Raw genomic sequence first — 18,399 nt, 5'->3', positions numbered from 1 at the left:
CAGACGATCGGTCTGATCGCACGTCACCTGGAAGAAGCCGGCATCCCGACCGTGGTTGCGGGCAGCGCTCGCGACATCGTCGAGGAATGCGGTGTTGCGCGATTCGTGTTCACCGACTTCCCGCTGGGCAACCCGACCGGCAAGCCCGGCGACGCCGACATGCAACGCGCCATCGTGAGCACCGGGCTGGACCTGCTCACCCACGCCTGGATGCCGCGCACCACGGTGCAAACGCCGTTCGTGTGGGATGCGGACGACAACGACGGCTGGCGTGACCACTTCATGCGGGTCGACGACTCGAACCGAGCGGCGCTGGCCGCAGCCGGCGAAGCGCGCCGACGTGACCAGGCTGCGGCCAAGGCCGACGGCCGCGCCCGGACGAGCTGAGCAACCCGGCTCCCGCCGGGTGCGCGAGCCAGCTTCGACGCGAACGAGAGGCTTCCCATGAGCGACCAACAGCGCAAGCCGCTGTTCGATCCCGCCGACGCCGACGCGCCCGACTTCGTCCCGTCGGAGCCGGCGGGCGCGGATGTCTATTCCCACCCCTCCGAGCACGGCGAGCGCATCACCGACACGCTCATTCCCGATGTGATGATCGACGCGTCGGGAGGCGTGAAGGTCGCCGCGGACGTCTATGGCGACGACGGCCCGCTGGTGCTGCTGCAGCACGGCGGCGGCCAGACCCGCCATGCCTGGAAGGGAGCTGGCCAAGCCCTCGCCGACGGCGGCTACCGGGCCGTGTGCCTCGACGCCCGCGGCCACGGCGACTCGGACTGGGCGCCCGACGGCGACTACACGACCGAGGCATCGGTGGCTGACCTGGTGGCGATCGTGGAGTACTTCGGCGAGCGGCCCGTGCTGGTGGGGGCCTCAATGGGCGGGGGGACCTCGCTGACCGCGGTCGGCGAGGGTGCCGTGGATGCGCTCGCGCTCGTGCTGGTCGACACGGCACCGCAGATCGAAGCGGCCGGCGTGCGCAAGATTCGCGAATTCATGGCCCAGGGCGCGGACGGGTTCGCATCGCTGGAAGAGGTCGCCGAGGCCATCGCCAACTACCAGCCGCACCGCAAGCGGCCCCGCAACCTCGACGGGCTCGCCAAGAACGTTCGCCTCTGGCCCGACGGCCGCTACCGCTGGCACTGGGACCCAGCGTTCATGCACCGGCCGCGCAGCTTCGCCGAGCGCATCCCGCGTCAGCAGGCGGCGGCCGAGAAGCTGACGCTGCCCACATTGCTGGTCCGTGGCGGTCTCAGCGACGTACTCTCCGAGGAAGGCGCCCAGTCATTCCTGGAGACGGTGCCCCATGCGCACTACGCCAATGTGGGCGGCGCGGCGCACATGGTGGCCGGCGACCGCAATGACATCTTCGTCGAGGCGACCCTCACGTTCCTGGCCGAATTCGTGCCCGGTGCGCGGGCGCGGGCCTGATCGCGGCCTTCGCGCCGTAGCCTTGCCGCCCGTGGCCGGCCCGGCCGAGCTTCGAGAGGCACGACATGCGCGGAACAGTCAAGTTCTTCAACAACGAGAAGGGCTACGGCTTTATCTCCCGTGACGGAGCCGATGACGTCTTCGTCCACTTCTCCAACATCGTCGGTGAGAACTACCGAACGCTGGAGGCGGGGCAGGAAGTCGAGTTCGACATCGGACCCGGCCGCAAGGGCGACGAAGCCCAAAACGTCAAGCCCCTCTGAACTCATACGCCGCTGAGCACCGCTGGCCGCAGCGGCCAGCGACGTCATCTGCGGCTTGAGACGACGCCAATAGCGTCAATTGCCGGCGTGCAGTCGGCGAGGAGACACATGCCCCCCACCTTCGCCCAGCTGGGCGTCCCCGACTTCATCGTTGGCGCGCTCGCACAGCGCAACATCACTCGGCCATTCGACATCCAGATGGCCACGGTCGCCGATGCTCTCGACGGGCGAGATGTGTGCGGCCGCGCCCCTACCGGGTCCGGCAAAACGCTCGCCTTTGGGATCCCGCTCGTCGCTCTCGCGGGAGGCTCGCAGCCCCACAGGCCCCAGGGGCTGGTGCTCGTGCCGACTCGCGAGCTCGCGGATCAAATCACGAAGGAGCTGCGCTCGTTCGCCGGCAAGCGTCGCATCGGGGTCGCCTATGGCGGCGTGGGCTACGGCCCGCAGCTCGCGTCCCTGCGACGCGGTGTGGACATCTTGGTGGCGTGCCCAGGACGCCTCGAGGATCTGATCTCCCAAGGGGCGGTGGATCTGTCCGCAGTGGACCGGGTTGTGCTCGACGAAGCCGACCGCATGGCTGACATGGGGTTCATCCCGGTTGTCCGGCGACTTCTTGACCAGACCGCCACCCAGCGCCAGACGCTGCTGTTCTCGGCGACCCTCGATGGCGACGTGGCATCGCTGACGCGCGACTATCAGCGTGATCCGGTTCGTCACGAGGTCGGCGACGAAACCCCGGATGTGACAGGCGCCGACCACATCTTCTGGAAGGTCGCCAGGACCGACCGGGTCGACGTCTGCGCAGAGGCGATCGATGCTGCGGGGACGACGGTGGTGTTCTGCCGAACTCGCCATGGCTGTGATCGTGTCGCTCGGCAGCTCGGCCGCCGGGGGATCGCAACGGCGGCCATCCATGGTGGCCGCAGCCAGAGCCAGCGAACCAGGGCCCTGGACGACTTCGCAACTGGCAAAGTGCAGGCGCTGATTGCAACTGACGTGGCTGCGCGCGGCATTCATGTCCCCGGAGTCGACGCTGTCGTCCACTACGACGTTGCGGTCGATCACAAGACGTACCTGCACCGATCAGGGCGTACCGCCCGAGCTGGCAAGGGCGGGGTAGTCGTCTCGCTTGTCGAGCCCGAAAAGGTCAAAGAACTTGCCTCGATGCAGCGAGAGCTCGGCTTTCGGACCTCGACTACGGAGGTCGACGTGGCCGAGATCCGGCAGCCCTCGCGATCACGGACGCGACGTCGCACGCTCGAACACTCGGCGGCCAAGAGTCAATCCGGACGCCGTCGAGGCAGCAAGAACCGCTCCGGGTCCAGGGGTCGCCAGCGCGCGTCGCACCGCTGAGAGTGCTCAGGCGTCGGGGCTGTCGTTCGGATCGTTCAGGGTCTCGAGGCTGGACGGCGCGAGGTTCGAAGCGAACTTGGACATGTTGTCGGACAGAGCGCTGATGAGTTGCTCCACGAACTGCGGCGACATGTTGATGCGTTGCACGACAACGCCTCGTCGTGGCGACTGCTTGCCGCTGAAGTCCAGCCGGATGAAGTCCAGCGTGAACTCATAGGGCGAGTGGCGCACGACGGCGAAGTTTGACCACACACCGGCCTCGAGTTCTGGCGGCAGCCGGATTTGCAGTTTCGTGCCGTCAGGCAGGGATTCGTGGGCGTTGCCGTCTGTCATCGTCAGCGTTCCTCTCGGCGGTAGGGCAGGGTCAGTGCTGCGGGTGCCGGGCTTGGCCGGTGGCGTGCGCGGAAGCTGATTGCGATGAGCACCACGACGGTCAGCAGGAACGGCAGGATGCCGAGCAGAGCCGGCGAGATCGTGTTGACCTCCAGGCCGAAGATGTTCAGGTCGAAGGTCTGAACCCGGGGCTGCAAGGCCAGCGTGAAGCCGAACAGCAGCGAACCTGCGGCCAGGCGTCCGGGCCGCCACGCCCCGAAGATGACCAGCGCCACAGCGATCCAACCGCGGCCGGCGATGAGGCCCTCGGTCCAGCCCGCTGCCATGTAGAGCGACAGGAAGGCACCGGCAGCGCCGGCGAAGGCGCCGCCGATCAGCACTGCTCCCGAGCGCAGGAGGGTCACCGAATGGCCCACCGAGTCCGTGGTGGAAGCTGACTCGCCGACCGCCCGCAACGCCAGGCCCAGCCGGGTTCGATTCAGCACGAACCAGGCTGCGACGCCCAGGAGGCCCGCGAGGTAGACGACCGGAGGCTGGTTGAACAGGATCGGGCCGACCCAGCGGATGTCGGCGAGCCCGGCGATGCCGAGATCGGTGAACACGGCATCGGCACGCTCACGGACCGCGTCCTGGCCGATGAATGCAGCGAATCCGAGCCCGCCGATCGTGATCGCAAGACCCGACACTACTTGACCGGCGCCCATCACCACGCTCACCAGTGCGTGAATGCCCGCGACCGCCATGCCCACGAGGGCAGCGAATGCGAAGCCGATCCAGGGCCGGCCGGTGGCCAGCGCCATCATGAACCCGCTGACGGCCCCCATGGCCATCATTCCCTCGACACCGAGGTTCAGCACACCGGATCGCTCGGCGATGAGCTCGCCCAGACCGGCCAAGTACACCAGCGTGGCGAACTGGACGGTCGCTACGAGCAGCCCGACGACGGCGGCTTCAGACACCAGTTGCCTCTGCGTCGTGGCCGACGGGCCGCACCCACCGGATGCGGTAGTTGAGCAGCACCGCGGCGACCAGCGCGCCGATGAGGATCATGGCCTGAAGGATCGTCGCGATAGAACTCGTGACACCGAGCGTCTGGATGGATTGACCGCCCACCTGCACTGCGCCGAAGACGAAGGCGACTGCCGCCACGCCCGATGGCCGCATCAACGCCAGAGCTGCCACGATGATCCCGGCGAAGCCGTACCCGTTGGACAGGCCGGGATCGAGCCGCGTCGCAGTGCCGGTGAGCTCGACGGCACCCGCCAGTCCTGCCAAGGCGCCCGACAGCACGAGTGCGGTCAGCACCTTGCGCTGCAGCGAAATGCCCGCATACCGCGCTGTCGCCGGGGATGAACCGGCCATCCGTAGCTCGTAGCCCCACGCCGTTCTCGACACCGCCAGCCAGAACGCCACCAGCAGCGCAATCGCGATCAGCACACCGATGTGTGCACGTCCGAACAGACCAGGCAGCGAGGCCTGATCGGGCAGCGGCTCGATCAGAGCGAAGCCCTGCGATTCGGGGTCTTTCCATGGCCCGGTTTCGAGCCATTCGACTACCCGGATGGAGACCTCGACGAGCATCAAGGTGGTGATGATCTCGCTGACGCCCAGATATGCCCGGGCAAGCGCCGGACCCGCCATGAGCACGACACCGCCCACCGCACCGGCGCCGATCATCAGCACGATCAACACGGGACCCGGCAGATCTCCCGCCGTCATGGCCAAGCCGGCCGCAACCGTGGCACCCGCCATCATCTGACCCTCGGCACCGATATTCCACAGGCCCATCGAGCCGGCAACGGCCACCGCCAAACCGGCCAGGGCCAGCGGTGTCGCCCGCAGCAGCGTTCGTGAGATCGAATTGATGCCGCCCAACGACGAGTCGAGCATGCGGCCGTACACCTGGGCCGGGTCGTTGCCGGCTGCCAGCAGCAGCAGGGCTCCCGCGACCAGGGCCACGGCAATGCCGATGACGAAGGCAATGGCCTGGGCAGCCGGCACAACATCGGAGCGCCGCTGCAGCACGGGCCGGATCAGGCCGCGATGCCAGCGAGCTCGCCCGCGTGACACGGTGTGCAGCGGAGCGTGCGTGGGTTCAGGCATGGGGTCGGTCATGTGCCGCCGCCCCTGAGTTGCGGCTGCGCCATTGGGTCGGCGGCGAATGCAGGCGTGGGGTCGGTCATGTGCCGCCGCCTCCGGCCATCGCGGCGCCCACCTCGGCTCGTGTCGTGTTTCTGGGATCGAGGCGGGCGGCAATGCGCCCCTCATACATGACAACCAGGCGATCGGACAGCGCGAGCAGCTCGTCGAGATCCTCAGAGATCAGCAAGACCCCGACGCCGGCAGCCCGCTGGGCGACGATCTGCTCCTGAATGGCTGCGATGCCCACCACGTCGAGCCCGCGCGTCGGCTGGGCCGCCAGCAGCACCTTGGGCTCGCCGGTCAGCTCACGTCCGAGCAGCAGTCGCTGGAGGTTGCCGCCCGACAGCACGCCCACTGAGTCGTGCACCCGTCCCACCTGCACGCCGAAACGCTCGATGAGGCGGCGGCAGAAGTCCTCGCAACGACGCAGATCCAGCATCATCCTGCGACGCATCGACCGGTATGACCGCACCACCGCGTTGTCGACCACCGACATGGTGGGCGCCAGGCCCACACCCAGCCGATCCTCGGGGACATAGGCCAGCCCGGCGCGGGATCGAGCCCGGGGGGACGTGCCGGTGACGTCCGTGCCCGCCAGCCGCATCGCTCCCGCCGTGGTGGGGCGCAGACCGGCGATGGCCTCGGCCAGCTCCCGCTGTCCATTTCCCGAGACGCCTGCGACTCCCACGATCTCGCCTGCCCGTATGTCGATGTCGACCGAATGCAGCGCCGGCAGCCCCCGGTCGCTCATCGCCGAGATGCCCTCCAGATCGAGCACGATGTCGCCGCTGGGCTGATCGGTGGGCCGCTGAATCTGTGCCGCCGCCTCGCCCACCATCATCTCGGCCAGATCCGACCGATCGATGCCCGCGAGACTGCGCGGCTGCGCCACTGTCACCCCGTTGCGCAGCACGGTGGCCTCATCGCACACCGCCAGCACCTCGTCGAGCTTGTGGCTGATGTAGATGACCGAGCGGCCCCGATCAGCCATGGAGCGCAAGGTGAGCCCCAGGTCGGCCGCCTCGGCCGGAGTCAGCACAGCGGTCGGCTCGTCCAGCACCATCACGTCGGCGTCGCGCCACAGCGCCTTCAAGATCTCCACGCGCTGGCGCTCGCCCACCGAGAGCTGCCACACCGGTCGGGACGGGTCGGTCTGCAGCGAATAGGTGGCCGCCAGGTGGGCGACACGCTCGACGATCTGGCCCATGTCCAGGTAGCGAGGTGCCGAGCCCAGCACCACGTTCTCGAACACCGTGAGCGAAGGCACCAGGCGGAACTCCTGGTGGACCATGCCGATCCCAGCGGCGATCGCATCTGCGGGCGAGTGGAACTGTTGCTGGGTGCCGTGCACCCAGATCTCGCCGGCGTCGGGCAGGTAGACGCCGCCCAGCACATTGACCAGCGAGGTCTTGCCGGCACCGTTCTCACCGAGCAGCGCATGGATGGTGCCCGCCCGGACGGTGAGGTTCGCGCCGTCGCAGGCGACGACGCCGGGGAACTCCTTGCGGATGCCGCGCAGGTCGACGACTACGGGACCGTCACCGGAGCCGGGGGATACAGCAGGGTCCCCCGGCTCCGGCATCGGTGTGAGTTCGGTTCGATCAGTCGGATCAGGGGCTGGCGTCACCCACGACGCCTTCGACGAACCAGTCCATGCCCAGCATCGGGCCGTCGTCCATGGTCTCGCCTGCGGCAACCATCACGTTGCCGTCCTGGTCGCGGATCTCACCGGTGAACACGTCCCATTCGCCTTCACGGATCTGCTCGGCGACATCGCTGATCTGGCTGGCGACGTCAGAGGGCACGTCGTCGGCCAGCGGCGCCAAGTCGACGATGCCGTCGTCCATGCCGCCCCAGTAAGCGCCCGGTGCGTAGGTGCCGCCAGCGACCGCCTCGATGATCGCTGCGTAGCGCGGGCCCCAGTTCCACACCGGTGCGGTGATGAACGCGTCGGGTGCGAAGTCGCGCATGTCGGAGTTGTAGGCAACCCAGCGGGCGCCGGCATCCTGCGCGGCCACGCCTGCGGCCGTCGAGTCCTGGTGCATGGCGATCACGTCCGCGCCGGCTTCCAGCAGCGCCTTGGCCGAGTCGCCCTCGACCGCCGGGTCGAACCAGGTGAAGGTCCAGATGACGTGCACCTCAGCCGACGGGTTGGTCTCGCGCACACCGAGGGTGAAGGCGTTGATGCCGCGGATCACCTCGGGGATCGGGAACGCAGCGACATAGCCGAGCTGCCCGCTCTCGGTCATCGCGCCTGCCGCCATGCCCGACAGGTAGCGCGGCTGGTACATGCGGCCGAAGAAGTTGCCGAAGTTGGTGTCGTTCATCTTGAAGCCCGAGGCGTGCTCGAACACCACGTCGGGGTATTCGTCAGCCAGCTCGAGCATCGGGTCCATGTAGCCGAACGAGGTGCCGAAGATGATGTCGGCGTCCTCGTTCTCGATGAAGTCGACAGCCACCGCCTTGAAGTCCTCGGCGTTCTCCGGGACGCTCTCCACGAACAGCGTTGTGGCCCCAGTCTGGTTCTCCGCATACTGGCGGCCCTGGTCGTGCGCCCAGTTCCAGCCGGCGTCGCCGACTGGTCCCACCAGCACGAATGCCGCGGTGACGTCCTCAGGGTCGTCGCTGTCGCCGCCGCAGGCTGCTCCCAGCAGCGCCACGCCGGCTAGGGCAATGGCAAGTCGTGTCAGAGTCCTCGAACGCATGATCTCCCTCTCCGTCCGCGCCCGCGAGGCAACCTCGGGGCGGTCGTCATCGAGCCTAATCTTGCCCATCTGCGCCCGCAGCCACCGACCGCAGGGCACCCCTGGCCAGTTCAGAACGGGTTGAGTTCGAGTCCCAGGAGGTGGCGGCCGAGCTGGTGGGTCACGCGGTCTTGGTGCACATTGATGTGCACCGGCATGGCCCGGAAGTCGCGGTAGCGGCGGTCGAAGGCGCCGCCCTCGCGCAGCGCGGTGCCGCCTTGGGTGCGGTGCAGCAGCGACATTGCCTCATCGAGCTGCTCGACGGCCATGGTCGTCACCGCCATCTGGCGCAGGTAATCGGCTTCGTCGGGGACGACACCGGCAGCGATGCGGCGGTCGACGTCATTGCAGGCGGCTTCTGTTGCCGCGGCAGCGGCCGCCAGCAGGGATGCCGCCCGACCGAAGTTGACCTGCACGGTGGGCCGATCGACCATCTTGCCGCCGATGATCACCCGACGGCCGCCGGCCGCATCAGCAGCCTCGGCGAGCGCGCGGCGCACCAGGCCCACCGCCATGAACGAGAGCCACAGGTCGGAGATGCCCACCCAGTCCTCGCGGTAGCGGTGATGCACCACTGGCACCGTGCGCAGCGACTCTGCCCGGTTGGCGCCGAACCAGGCCACGCAGTCGCGGAGGTTCACCGGCACGTCGGTGTAGTGGACGTCGTCGGTGGCCGAGGCCCGCAGCCCGGCGCCGTCCCACGACGGATCGATCTTCATGCCCTCGGTGGTGGTGGGCAGGATGGTGAAGCGGATGTCCATGGGCCGCACCGGCTTGCCGTCGTCGCCGGTGATGGCGAATGCCACCCCGCAGTAGTCGGCGTAGCGGGCACCGGTGCCCCAGCGGCCGGTGCCGTTCAGGATGGCCTGGTCGCCCTCGACGCGGCCGTACACCGAACTGCGGGCGCCGCCGGGGAACGACACCCACTGGCCGTTGGTGACGACGTGGGTGAGAAAGTCCTGCTGCTCGGGGCCTACCGAGCCGACGAACAGGTGGAACACGCAGAGGTGGTTCCACAGGCACCACGCCAGGCTCGGGCAGCGGGCTGCCACCGCCTCGAGCTCTCGGCCCATGTGCAGCATGGTCTCCTCGACGCCGCCGATGTTGCGAGTGGCCGACATGCGCATGAAGTCGGTGCCGCGGATGGCCTCGATGACCTCCGACGAGACGGACCGGGTCCGGTCCGCGGTCTCTGCTTGTGCCTCGATGGCATCCAGGAACGGGGCGATCCGCAGGCCCTCGGTTGGCGCAGGGGCGAAGTGCTCGACCAGCTCGAGGCCCGAAAGCAGGGCGTCAGCAGACCCAGCGCTGGCAGCCGTCAGGCTTGGCTCGTCGGCTTCGGGTGCTCCTGCCATGCGGCCACAGTAGGCGGCTGCGATCTCAGGCGCAGTGGCCGTTGGGCGAGGGCGGCACGTCCAGCATCGGGTTGCGGTCGAAGAAGCCGTCGGGCACCAGCCCGAAGCCGGCGTACTCGGTGGGCATCACGGGGAAGTCCTCGGGCCGGGCGTCGTGGGTGATGCCGAACGTGTGCCACACGGTGATGTCGGTGTCGACCACCGGCCGGTCGCCCGCCGTGTAGCGCTCCAGACCGTCGCCGGCGTTGCGCTGGGTCGGGAAACGGCCGGCGCCGTACCGCTCGTCAGGCCGGGTCGGCGACACCCACAGGTTGTGGCGGGCGAAGGTGGCACGCTCGGAATGCGGGCTGTCGTGCGCCGCGAACATCGTGGCCGTCGGCGGCGGCAGCAGCCGGTACGCCGTCGGATGCCCGAGCCGGTTGATGTGGTCTGCGCTCTGGATCTTCCAGTACCGGCTGGATGCCGAGTTGGTGTTGCGCCGGGCCGCCAACTCGCTCTCCAGCACCGTTTCACGGGCGGCGAACGCAGTGCCGTACGGGTTGTCCGGCCCCGGCGGCAGCGCTTCGGTGTTCACCTCCACGACGCTGTTGGCGTTGCCGTCGACGGCCATGTCCAGCCGCACGCAGAAGATGTGCTGGTGGATCGGGGCCGACACGTGCGGCGCCACCTGGCGGGCGAACGTCAGGTCGTCGCCGTCCCGGTGCGACCGGGTGGTCAGGATGCCGGTCAGCTTCACCTCGTAGCGGATCGTGCCGTCCAGGTAGAAGTACCAGAAGAAGCCGTACTCGTAGTTCCCGACGGTGTGGATGGCGCTCACGACCAAGCGGCGGGAGCGGCGCACTTCGGTGGTGTCGGCGTGCCAGTCGAAGTGCTTCCAGCCGATGCCGAAGTCCTCCTCGTGGATGCAGATGGCGTTGGGCGTCGTGACGACCGATCCGTCGTCGAAGACCTGCGTCGAGTCGAGGTAAGCGATCTCGCCCAGACAGTCGCAGCCCAATTGCAGCGAGTTGTTCATCAGACCCAGGCCGAACTCGCCCGAGTCGAGCGCGTGCTTGAACGTCTGCGACGGGCGGGTGTCGCCGTAGGGCACCACCATCTCGGCCAGCGATGCCCGGTCGATGATGGGCCGCACCCGGCCGCCGTCGTCATAGGCGATCCGGTGCAGCACCAAGCCCTCGGTGTCGTCCATGACCACGCGCATCGACCACTTCTGCCAGCACAGCTCATTGTCGTCCAGGGTGAAGCTGGTGCCCTCGGGCTGGGTGATCTCGATGGGACGCAGGTCAGTCCGCATCGGGCCGAAGTCCTCGGTGACCGCGTCGACGTCGTAGTTGCCGCGCTCAGACGCCACCGGCCACTGGTCGAAGTCGGTGACGCGCAGCACTTCGAGCGTGTCCACGTCGATGTGCACCATCAGCCCGTCGAGCGGGTATGCGTAGCCATTGTCGGTGGGATTCGGGCGCCAGAAGGCAATGCAGCGCTGCACGCGCCGGCCGATCTCGAAGTCGAAGTCGTAATCGCCGGTGGGCCACGGGTCAATCTGCACCTGCGATGGGTCGGTGATGCCGCGCTTGGCCAGCGCGGCCGCGAAGCCCGGGTCTTTCCGGCAGGCGTCCATCACGGCGAACAGTTCCGCCATGCCGACGCGGGGTACCACGCCGGGATGGTGAGTCCACGAGTCCACCTCGCCGCGTGTCACCGACACCACGGCGATGTGCACCTCGCCGTTCTCGTGAATCACCACCTCAAAACGGCGGTCGGTATCGGTGCCGGGCGTCCAGGCGGCGACTTCGGCCTTCGGCGGCTCGGCGATGCAGAAGCCGTGGAAGCGGGCGCCGTCGCCGATGCGTCCGCTGCGGCGCAGCACCTCGATGGCGGCGTGGGCCTCCGCTTCGGTCATCATCGACAGCGGGTGAACCGGGGGAGCGTCGGCCCCCTCGACGGGTGTTTCCAGCAGGGTTTCGGCCATGTGTTCACGCTACGCGGTCGGCTGCAGATACGCAGCCGGGACGATGAGCGTCACTAATCTCGCTGAGTACGGTGCCGCACTCGAGAACAGGTCTGGCGATGGGGGTCCGCACGTCGTGACCGAGGGGGATCTCCGCAGCCGGGTCGAGCAGCACCTCCAGTTCATCTACCCGGCGTTGAGCGGCGATGGCCTCGTCGACGACGTGCTCTCCACGCTCGGGCTCGACGGCACTGAGGCCGTTGCAGCGGGCGGCCCGCGGTGGGATGAGCACGACGTGGCGGTGATTACCTACGCCGACTCGATCACCGAGGCCGGCAAGGTGCCGATGCAAACCATGCATGAGCTGCTCGACGACCTGACCGGCGATGTGGTGTCGGTCGTGCATGTGCTGCCCTTCTACCCGGCGAGTTCCGACGGGGGCTTCGCCATCACCGACCACCGTGCGGTGGACGCACGGCTCGGCAGCTGGGACGACATCGTCGACCTCAGCGAGACCTACACGGTCATGGCCGACCTCGTCGTGAACCACGTCAGCGCCGATCATCCGTGGATGGAGCAGTTCTGCAGCGGGGAAGAACCGGGCAGCCGATACCTGCTCACCGCCGAGCCCTCCGACGACCTGTCGAGCGTGGTGCGCCCCCGCACGACGCCGCTGCTGCGCGAGGTCGAAACGCCCGAAGGCCCACGGCTGCTGTGGTGCACCTTCAGCTACGACCAGATCGATCTGGACTTCGCCGAGCCCGAGGTGCTGCTGGACCTGCTGCGCACCGTGGCCCGCCTGGTCGACGCGGGGGTGCGGTGGTTCCGGCTGGACGCCATCGCCTACCTGTGGAAGGAGCTCGGCACGTCGTGCGTGAACCTGCCGCAGACACACGAGTTCGTGAAGCTGCTGCGGACGCTGCTGGACGCACGCTGTCCCGACTCGGTCATCATCACCGAGACCAACGTGCCCCATGACCAGAACGTGGCCTATTGGGGCGACGGCGACGAAGCCCACCTCGTCTACAACTTCAGCTTGCCGCCGCTCGTTGCCCACACGATGCTGTCGGGCTCATCGGCGGCGATGCAGCAGTGGCTGGCGCAGTTGGAGACGCCTCCTGCGGGAACGTCGTTCTTCAACTTCATCGCCAGCCACGACGGCATCGGGCTTCGCCCGGTGGAGGGGCTGCTGAGCGGGGCCGAGATCAGCCGGCTCACCGCCGCGGCGCACAGTGCCGGCGGCACGCACTCAGAGTTCGACACGCCTGCGGGCCCCAAGGCGTACGAGCTGAACGTCTCGCTGTGGGACCTCTTCGCCGGTGACGGCGATCCGTTGGGCGTGGCGCAGTTCCTTGCCGCGCACACCGTCATGCTGAGCCTCGCCGGCGTCCCCGCGCTGTATGTGCATGCACTGCTGGGCACCCCCAGTTACTGGACGCCGATCAGCGAGCCGCCCCGCATCGTCACCGAGCACGGCTTGCCGCCGGTCGAGCAGAACAAGCGCACCATCAACCGACGCAAGGTCACCTTGGACGAGGCGGTGGACCTGCTCGGCGCGCAGGACGGGATCAGGCGCAGAACCCTGGTCGAGCTCGTCCACCGCATGCTCATCCGTCGTGCGCAGCCCGCATTCCATCCCGACAGCCCGCAGGTCGCGCTGGACCTAGGTACGCAGGCACTGGGCGTGGTACGAGGCAGTGCTGAGTGGGGCCAGACGGTGGTGTCGGTGACCAACGTCAGCCATACCCATCTCACCGTCGATCTCGAGGTGCTGTCGTCGCTCTGCCCCGAGGGCAGCGCAGGCACGCAATTCGCCCAGATCGGCTGCGTGGACCTGCTTGACGGTGCACTGCACGGTCCGACCGACCGCATGGACCTGGCGGCGGGGCAGACGATGTGGCTCTGCCTGGAATCCGAGCGCCGCGAACCCGCACTGCCACACAGAACATCTGCGTAGCGGCATCGCGACGATCCTCTCGCCCAAACCGCCTGTGGCCGCCGCGATCCCGAGAGCCCCCTTAGCGCGCCTGGTGCCGCAGATGCATGAGGATTCGGATCCACTTGCATACATGTATGTAGGGAGTTATATTTCCGGTAATGGCATCTACCGGAAGTTATACTCCGTCTTAGGAGATCGGATGAGCGGTGTGTCGGCCATCGCGCCGACTTCCGGTGCGTTGGCGATCCTCGAAGGGTCGCATGGTGGGATGCTCTCTGCCGCCGGTGCCGCCGCCGCCGAACTTGCTATTAGCGGCGAAACGCGTCGGGCCTACGGCCGGGCACTGCGGCAGGTGACCGAGCAGCTCGCAGGGAGGCCGATGGACGACGAGGGTCTCAGCGAGGCACTGTCCGAGTTGGCTGTAGGCGGAGCAGGGCGAGCGAAGCTGGGCCAGATCGTCGCCGCGGTGCGGTTCGGCGCTCGTCTCGCCGGCCGACCCGATCCTGTTGGATCTTCGTGCGACGTCGTCCTGAGGGCGCATCGGCGTGCAACGTCGCCATCCCGGCAGGTCGCCGCTGTCGACTGGGATCAAGCGGATGCTGCAGCTTCGGCGGTCGCCTCCGCCGGTGATCTCAGCGGGCTGCGCAGCGCCGCAATCATCGCCACGATGAGCGACGCCCTGCTGCGCGTGAGCGAGGTCGCTGCGCTTCAGGTGGGCGACGTCGAGCCCCGCAGCGACGGCGCCTCGACACTGACCGTCCGGCGCAGCAAGACCGATCAAAATGGTGACGGAGCCACCTTGTACCTCGGCGGCCCGACGACCCGCCGCATCGATGCCTGGAAGGAAGCTGCCGGTCTGGCTGGGGCCGACATGACCAGCGGCCCGCTGTTCCGGCGCATTCTCCGAGGACAGCACGTATCGGCACAGCCGCTGTCACCTCGCAGCATTCGAGAGATAGTTCGCAGCGCTGCTGCAGCTGTCGGCATCGAGGGGGCGTCTGGTCACAGCCTGCGCATCGGCAGCGCGATGTCGCTCGTACGCGCCGGTGCGTCGCTGGTCGAAACACAGCAGGCAGGACGCTGGGCTAGCCCCTCGATGCCAGCGCACTATGCGCGCAACGAGATCGTGGCACGAGGCGCCGTCGCCAGACTGCGCTACACCGCCGTTTGAAGCGCGAGGCGTAGCCATCGCTGCTGTGCCTACGAACTACACAGGCGAAGGCTCTCCGGTCCGGGCTGCGGCCCGCCGAACCGAGCGCCGCCATGTCAGCCAAAGCGACGAAAACACCAGCGCCAGAGCGGCGAACGCAAGAGCGCGTGTTCCACTCGACCAGTCCGTGCCAACCGTGCGGACGGAGACCCCCACGAACGCGAAGGCAATCACGTTGCCGACTAGCAGCCAGCCACCGTGAGGCACCACGCGCTCCGCAATGGGACGTTGGTCGGGCTTCGTCACATCATGGGGTGAAGACCACATCGCTGATTGGTCACTTTTCTACAGACTTGTCTTCGAGCCAACGGGATGTCGCTGGGTGCGGCGACGGTGTCGGAACCAGAACACTTCGGCTGTGACGAACGCAGCGGTCATGAGCACCCACCAGACGGAGTGCGTGCGCACCAGCAGCGTCGAGACCACGAGCAACGCGGTGACGCGTAGTTCCAACTGACGCCAAGGAGTCGTGAAGTAGGAACGCAGCCGTTCACCGGTGATCGCGTGTCTCGTCTCCCAAGGAGAGGACTGCATAGCTCAAGCTTCAATATCGAACGGGCCGCGTTCTGCGGCTTCACGGGCGAGCCGGCGATGAGAGCGTTTCTCAGCAACCCATCTCCACGCTCCACGCATCAGCCAGAACGGGATCGATGCCCAGGCCGCGACATCAGATACATTGCGCGCAGTGGCGCGGGGCCGCCTCATGAATTGCGGCACCAGTAGTCATGCGCTGCACTCACGACGCGTTCCTTCACTGGCTCCCAATAGTAACCCGTTATGACTTGCACGGGCGAGGCGTTTGGGTCGGGAATGTTGGTGCCCGGCAGCATTGCCTGCACGGTTGTGTAGATCGGGCGTTTGATCATGCGGACGATGAACGACACCACTTCGATCAGTTTCCATGAACAGGTTGGGGGCAACTCGGGTGGAGGGTCGTACGGACTTGAACATGTGTCGGGCGGCGTGTTGCCCGCAGGGGCGGTGCCAGCGACGCAGCGCTTGCCCCTCTGGCTCGACTCTTCCGCCTGATTCGGCTGTTCCGCTTGGTTCGACTGTTCCTCAAGCAGCCGCTCCGCGATTTGCCGCATATCCGGTTCTGCGGCGGCCGGGGCAGCAGCTACGCCGACCGTCAACGCGGCGACGACGACTAGGGCGGCGATCTTGACTAGAGCCTTCATCAGGCACTCCTTCCACAATGGCTGTGTGAGATCGACTGGCAAAGCGCGCTGGGATAGCTGCCGGTAGATGCCATTAGCGGCGGTTCGTGAACCGGTCTCCGCGACGGCAGGTCGCCGTCGGCATCACTCGTCGGATGTGCTCAGCTAGATCGACTGAGCCGCGTGGAGATGGTTCGCTGAGTCAGGGCGCGCGAAGAGGCGCAATGAGGCCAGACGATGTGGCTGTGCCTAGAGGCCGAGCGCCGGGAGCCCGGACTGCGCGACCGGCGAGGTCAGGCGTTGTCGAGTTCGACGGCGTCGCAGAGCTGGCCGAGGATGTCGGGCACGGCGCTTTGCCCCCTCGACCAGTTCGGGATGAACGGCGTGCCCATCGGGTCGTTCAGGAACTCGTCGCCGGCTTCCATGATCGCCGAGGCGAACAGCTCTACTGCGGTGCGATGTCGCGGTCTATGCGGTGGCGCTTCGTTGGGGATCGAACCATCGCAGGCCCTCGAATCGGGCGAAGCCGGCATCGGCGGTCGCGAGCCGGGCGCCGACTGAGACCGCCAGCGCGGCGAGCCACGCGTCGGGCACCAGGTTGCCGGCAATGCGGGAATCGGATTCGGCGAATCTCGCGAACTCGCGCCATGTCGCGTCGGTTGCCAGCACGGCGCGGGCTGCAGGCGCTGAGCGCACCCGGTCGACGAAGGACAGCGCTGCTTGGATCGGCGAGGGGTTGGCAAAGATCCTCCGGTTGGTCACCACCCGTATGAAGCCGGTGAGAACGACGTCCGCTGCGCCGAATGGCTCCGGTCCGCCGAGCGCCTTCGACAGCCACGGCCGGTAGGTCTCGTGCTGGTCGAGGTCAGCGCGGTAGGCATAGACCAACACGTTGACGTCGGGGAGGATCACTTCCAGCCGTCGCCGTCGAGAGCCTGCCAGACGGCTTCGCGATCCTCGATGTCCACGAGCACCAGATCGCCCTTCTGGCCCCAGGTGGGCAGCGGTGTTCGCGTCGCAGGAGCGGCTTGCTGCAAAACCAGCAGCAACCCTTCGGCGATCAGGGTGGTGAAGGTGCAGCCTCGTTCCGCGGCGCGTTGTTTGGCTTGCTCGACCAGACCGTCGGGGAGGTTGATGGTGGTCTTCATACAGATAACTGTATTCGCCGATATGGCCATATGGCGACGTCGCCATCCGCGCCCATCGAGTCCGCAGCCTCAGAGGGTTCAGGCGTTGTCGAGCTCGACGGCGTCGTAGAGCTGCTCGAGCACGTCGGGCACGGCGCTTTGCACCCGCGACCAGTTCGGGATGAACGGCGTGTTCATCGGGTCGTTCAAGAAGTCGTGGCCCGCTTCCATGATCGCAGCAGAGAACACTTCGACCGCAGTTTCTTCCGCGTGCAGGTCGAAGTCGAAGCCGTTGAAGGTGGCGTCGTTGCGGTAATGACTGACGAGGTCGAGTGCATTGCGGTAGTACACGGCCTTGACGGTGCGGAATGTCTCCGCAGTCAGCGTCATGCCGTCGATGGCGAGTTTTCGATAGATCGCCTTGGCGATGTCGCGGCTCATCTTGTGGAGTCCTGCCTGGGGATCAGCCACCGACAGGTTCTGGTGCTTGTGGTCATACCGGTCGCAGATGTCTACTTGACAGATCCGGCGTCCTTGGTAGATGCGGTACACCTCCGACAGCACTCCGATTTCGAGTCCCCAGTCGCTGGGAATGCGGATGCTTCGGGTCATGTCGAGCTGCATTGCGAACTCGCCGGCCAGCGGGTAGCGAAACGCCGCCAGATAGCGCAGATAGTCGTGGTCTCCCAGCGTCGTGCGAAGCGCTCCCAGCAGCGGAGCAACCAGCAGACGCACGACCCGTCCGTTGATGTTCGCAGTGGGGCCTTCGCCGGCGCGGAAGTAATAGCCCTTCGAGAACGAGTAGCCGAAGGTCGGGTGCAGGATCGGGTAGAGCAGCCGAGCCAGTATCCCCTGGTCGTAGGTCACGATGTCGGCGTCGTGCAGAGCCAGCGTCTCGCAGCGGCCCGATGCCAGGAAATAGCCCAGGCAGTACCAGACGTTGCGCCCCTTGCCCGGCTCGGACGGTGCGAGCACCCGGTCAGCAAGCGTTTCGTCGATGCTGCGCATGCGAGGTCCGTCGTTCCACAGCAGCCGGGTTCGCTGCGGCAGCCGATCGAAGAAACGCTTGGCCTCGGCGAACTCCTGCTCTGAGGCCTGATCGATCCCGACGATGACTTCGTTCAGGTAGCTGATGCGGCTGATCTCATCGACGATGCGGTCGAGGGCCGGCCCGGCGAGCTCGCTGAACAGCGCAGGAATGATGAGCGCTATCGGTCGCCGCTGGGAGTACTCGACGAGTTCGGCGGCGAGGCTGTCGACCGGCCGGTCCGAGAGCCGATGCAGCGTTGCGATCGGTTCGTGCTGTTGGAAATCCGCCACGTCAACCTGCTTTGCGCGGGACATCAGTGAAGCTACTGCGGTCGGGTTCACTGGCTTGCTGGAGGGCGCGCGGTAGGGTG

The 18,399-nt window shown here is 67.1% G+C and carries 18 protein-coding genes; 6 read left to right on the top strand and 12 right to left on the bottom strand.

From position 1 onward, the window contains the following. Window positions 1-51: 51 nt before the first annotated feature. The 4 genes from ACOGI5_RS01855 (at window position 52) to ACOGI5_RS01840 (ending at window position 3,044) form a co-directional block, all read left to right on the top strand. Window positions 52-387 (top strand): hypothetical protein, encoded by a 336-nt coding sequence (locus ACOGI5_RS01855; protein WP_419862769.1) that lies wholly within the window; start codon window positions 52-54, stop codon window positions 385-387. Window positions 388-444: 57 nt separating this feature from the next. Further along, complete coding sequence (locus ACOGI5_RS01850) at window positions 445-1,428, top strand: alpha/beta fold hydrolase (protein WP_419862768.1); 984 nt, start codon at window positions 445-447, stop codon at window positions 1,426-1,428. Between the two features lie 65 nt (window positions 1,429-1,493). Next, window positions 1,494-1,691, top strand: a complete 198-nt coding sequence (locus ACOGI5_RS01845) for a cold shock domain-containing protein (RefSeq protein ID WP_419862767.1) — start codon at window positions 1,494-1,496, stop codon at window positions 1,689-1,691. Window positions 1,692-1,799: 108 nt separating this feature from the next. After that, on the top strand, window positions 1,800-3,044 hold the full coding sequence (locus ACOGI5_RS01840; protein ID WP_419862766.1) for a DEAD/DEAH box helicase: 1,245 nt from the start codon (window positions 1,800-1,802) through the stop codon (window positions 3,042-3,044). 6 nt (window positions 3,045-3,050) lie between these two features. Here ACOGI5_RS01840 and ACOGI5_RS01835 read toward each other — a convergent pair whose 3' ends face one another. The 7 genes from ACOGI5_RS01835 to ACOGI5_RS01805 form a co-directional block, all read right to left on the bottom strand. Continuing rightward, a complete protein-coding gene (locus ACOGI5_RS01835) occupies window positions 3,051-3,377 on the bottom strand; it encodes a DUF3467 domain-containing protein (RefSeq protein ID WP_419862765.1) in 327 nt (108 codons plus the stop codon). Between the two features lie 2 nt (window positions 3,378-3,379). Further along, window positions 3,380-4,336 carry an ABC transporter permease gene (locus tag ACOGI5_RS01830; RefSeq protein WP_419862764.1) on the bottom strand — a complete coding sequence of 319 codons (957 nt, stop codon included), beginning with the start codon at window positions 4,334-4,336 and terminating at the stop codon, window positions 3,380-3,382. Next, window positions 4,329-5,492, bottom strand: coding sequence for an ABC transporter permease (locus ACOGI5_RS01825; RefSeq protein ID WP_419862763.1), 1,164 nt, complete (start codon window positions 5,490-5,492; stop codon window positions 4,329-4,331). Before ACOGI5_RS01825 ends, ACOGI5_RS01830 begins: the two co-directional genes overlap by 8 nt. Window positions 5,493-5,556: 64 nt before the next feature. Then, window positions 5,557-7,101, bottom strand: coding sequence for an ABC transporter ATP-binding protein (locus ACOGI5_RS01820; RefSeq protein WP_419862762.1), 1,545 nt, complete (start codon window positions 7,099-7,101; stop codon window positions 5,557-5,559). Window positions 7,102-7,129: 28 nt separating this feature from the next. Continuing rightward, window positions 7,130-8,224, bottom strand: coding sequence for a BMP family ABC transporter substrate-binding protein (locus tag ACOGI5_RS01815; protein ID WP_419862761.1), 1,095 nt, complete (start codon window positions 8,222-8,224; stop codon window positions 7,130-7,132). 110 nt (window positions 8,225-8,334) lie between these two features. After that, on the bottom strand, window positions 8,335-9,618 hold the full coding sequence (locus tag ACOGI5_RS01810) for an acyl-CoA dehydrogenase family protein (protein ID WP_419862760.1): 1,284 nt from the start codon (window positions 9,616-9,618) through the stop codon (window positions 8,335-8,337). A gap of 25 nt (window positions 9,619-9,643) precedes the next feature. Continuing rightward, window positions 9,644-11,587 carry a primary-amine oxidase gene (locus tag ACOGI5_RS01805; protein WP_419862759.1) on the bottom strand — a complete coding sequence of 648 codons (1,944 nt, stop codon included), beginning with the start codon at window positions 11,585-11,587 and terminating at the stop codon, window positions 9,644-9,646. 43 nt (window positions 11,588-11,630) lie between these two features. On the opposite strand from ACOGI5_RS01805, the gene ACOGI5_RS01800 reads away from it, so the two are divergent. Further along, entirely contained in the window at window positions 11,631-13,523 is a 1,893-nt protein-coding gene (locus ACOGI5_RS01800; RefSeq protein ID WP_419862758.1) for an alpha-amylase family glycosyl hydrolase, read from the top strand. Window positions 13,524-13,704: 181 nt separating this feature from the next. Continuing rightward, entirely contained in the window at window positions 13,705-14,676 is a 972-nt protein-coding gene (locus tag ACOGI5_RS01795) for a tyrosine-type recombinase/integrase (RefSeq protein ID WP_419862757.1), read from the top strand. 740 nt (window positions 14,677-15,416) lie between these two features. Here the strand turns inward: ACOGI5_RS01795 and ACOGI5_RS01790 are convergent. The 5 genes from ACOGI5_RS01790 to ACOGI5_RS01770 all read right to left on the bottom strand — a co-directional run bounded on the left by ACOGI5_RS01790 (window position 15,417) and on the right by ACOGI5_RS01770 (window position 18,319). Continuing rightward, window positions 15,417-15,893 (bottom strand): hypothetical protein, encoded by a 477-nt coding sequence (locus tag ACOGI5_RS01790; RefSeq protein WP_419862756.1) that lies wholly within the window; start codon window positions 15,891-15,893, stop codon window positions 15,417-15,419. A gap of 272 nt (window positions 15,894-16,165) precedes the next feature. Beyond that, window positions 16,166-16,297, bottom strand: a complete 132-nt coding sequence (locus ACOGI5_RS01785) for a hypothetical protein (protein ID WP_419862755.1) — start codon at window positions 16,295-16,297, stop codon at window positions 16,166-16,168. A gap of 43 nt (window positions 16,298-16,340) precedes the next feature. After that, window positions 16,341-16,784, bottom strand: a complete 444-nt coding sequence (locus ACOGI5_RS01780; RefSeq protein WP_419862754.1) for a TA system VapC family ribonuclease toxin — start codon at window positions 16,782-16,784, stop codon at window positions 16,341-16,343. Then, window positions 16,781-17,020 (bottom strand): CopG family transcriptional regulator, encoded by a 240-nt coding sequence (locus tag ACOGI5_RS01775; RefSeq protein ID WP_419862753.1) that lies wholly within the window; start codon window positions 17,018-17,020, stop codon window positions 16,781-16,783. Before ACOGI5_RS01775 ends, ACOGI5_RS01780 begins: the two co-directional genes overlap by 4 nt. Window positions 17,021-17,098: 78 nt before the next feature. Then, a complete protein-coding gene (locus tag ACOGI5_RS01770) occupies window positions 17,099-18,319 on the bottom strand; it encodes a glycosyl transferase (protein WP_419862752.1) in 1,221 nt (406 codons plus the stop codon). Between the last annotated feature and the right edge of the window lie 80 nt (window positions 18,320-18,399).

It is taken from the genome of Candidatus Poriferisodalis sp. (assembly GCF_965208925.1).
Taxonomy (GTDB): Bacteria; Actinomycetota; Acidimicrobiia; order Acidimicrobiales; family Poriferisodalaceae; genus Poriferisodalis.
This window is presented reverse-complemented; position numbering and strand designations above follow the sequence as displayed.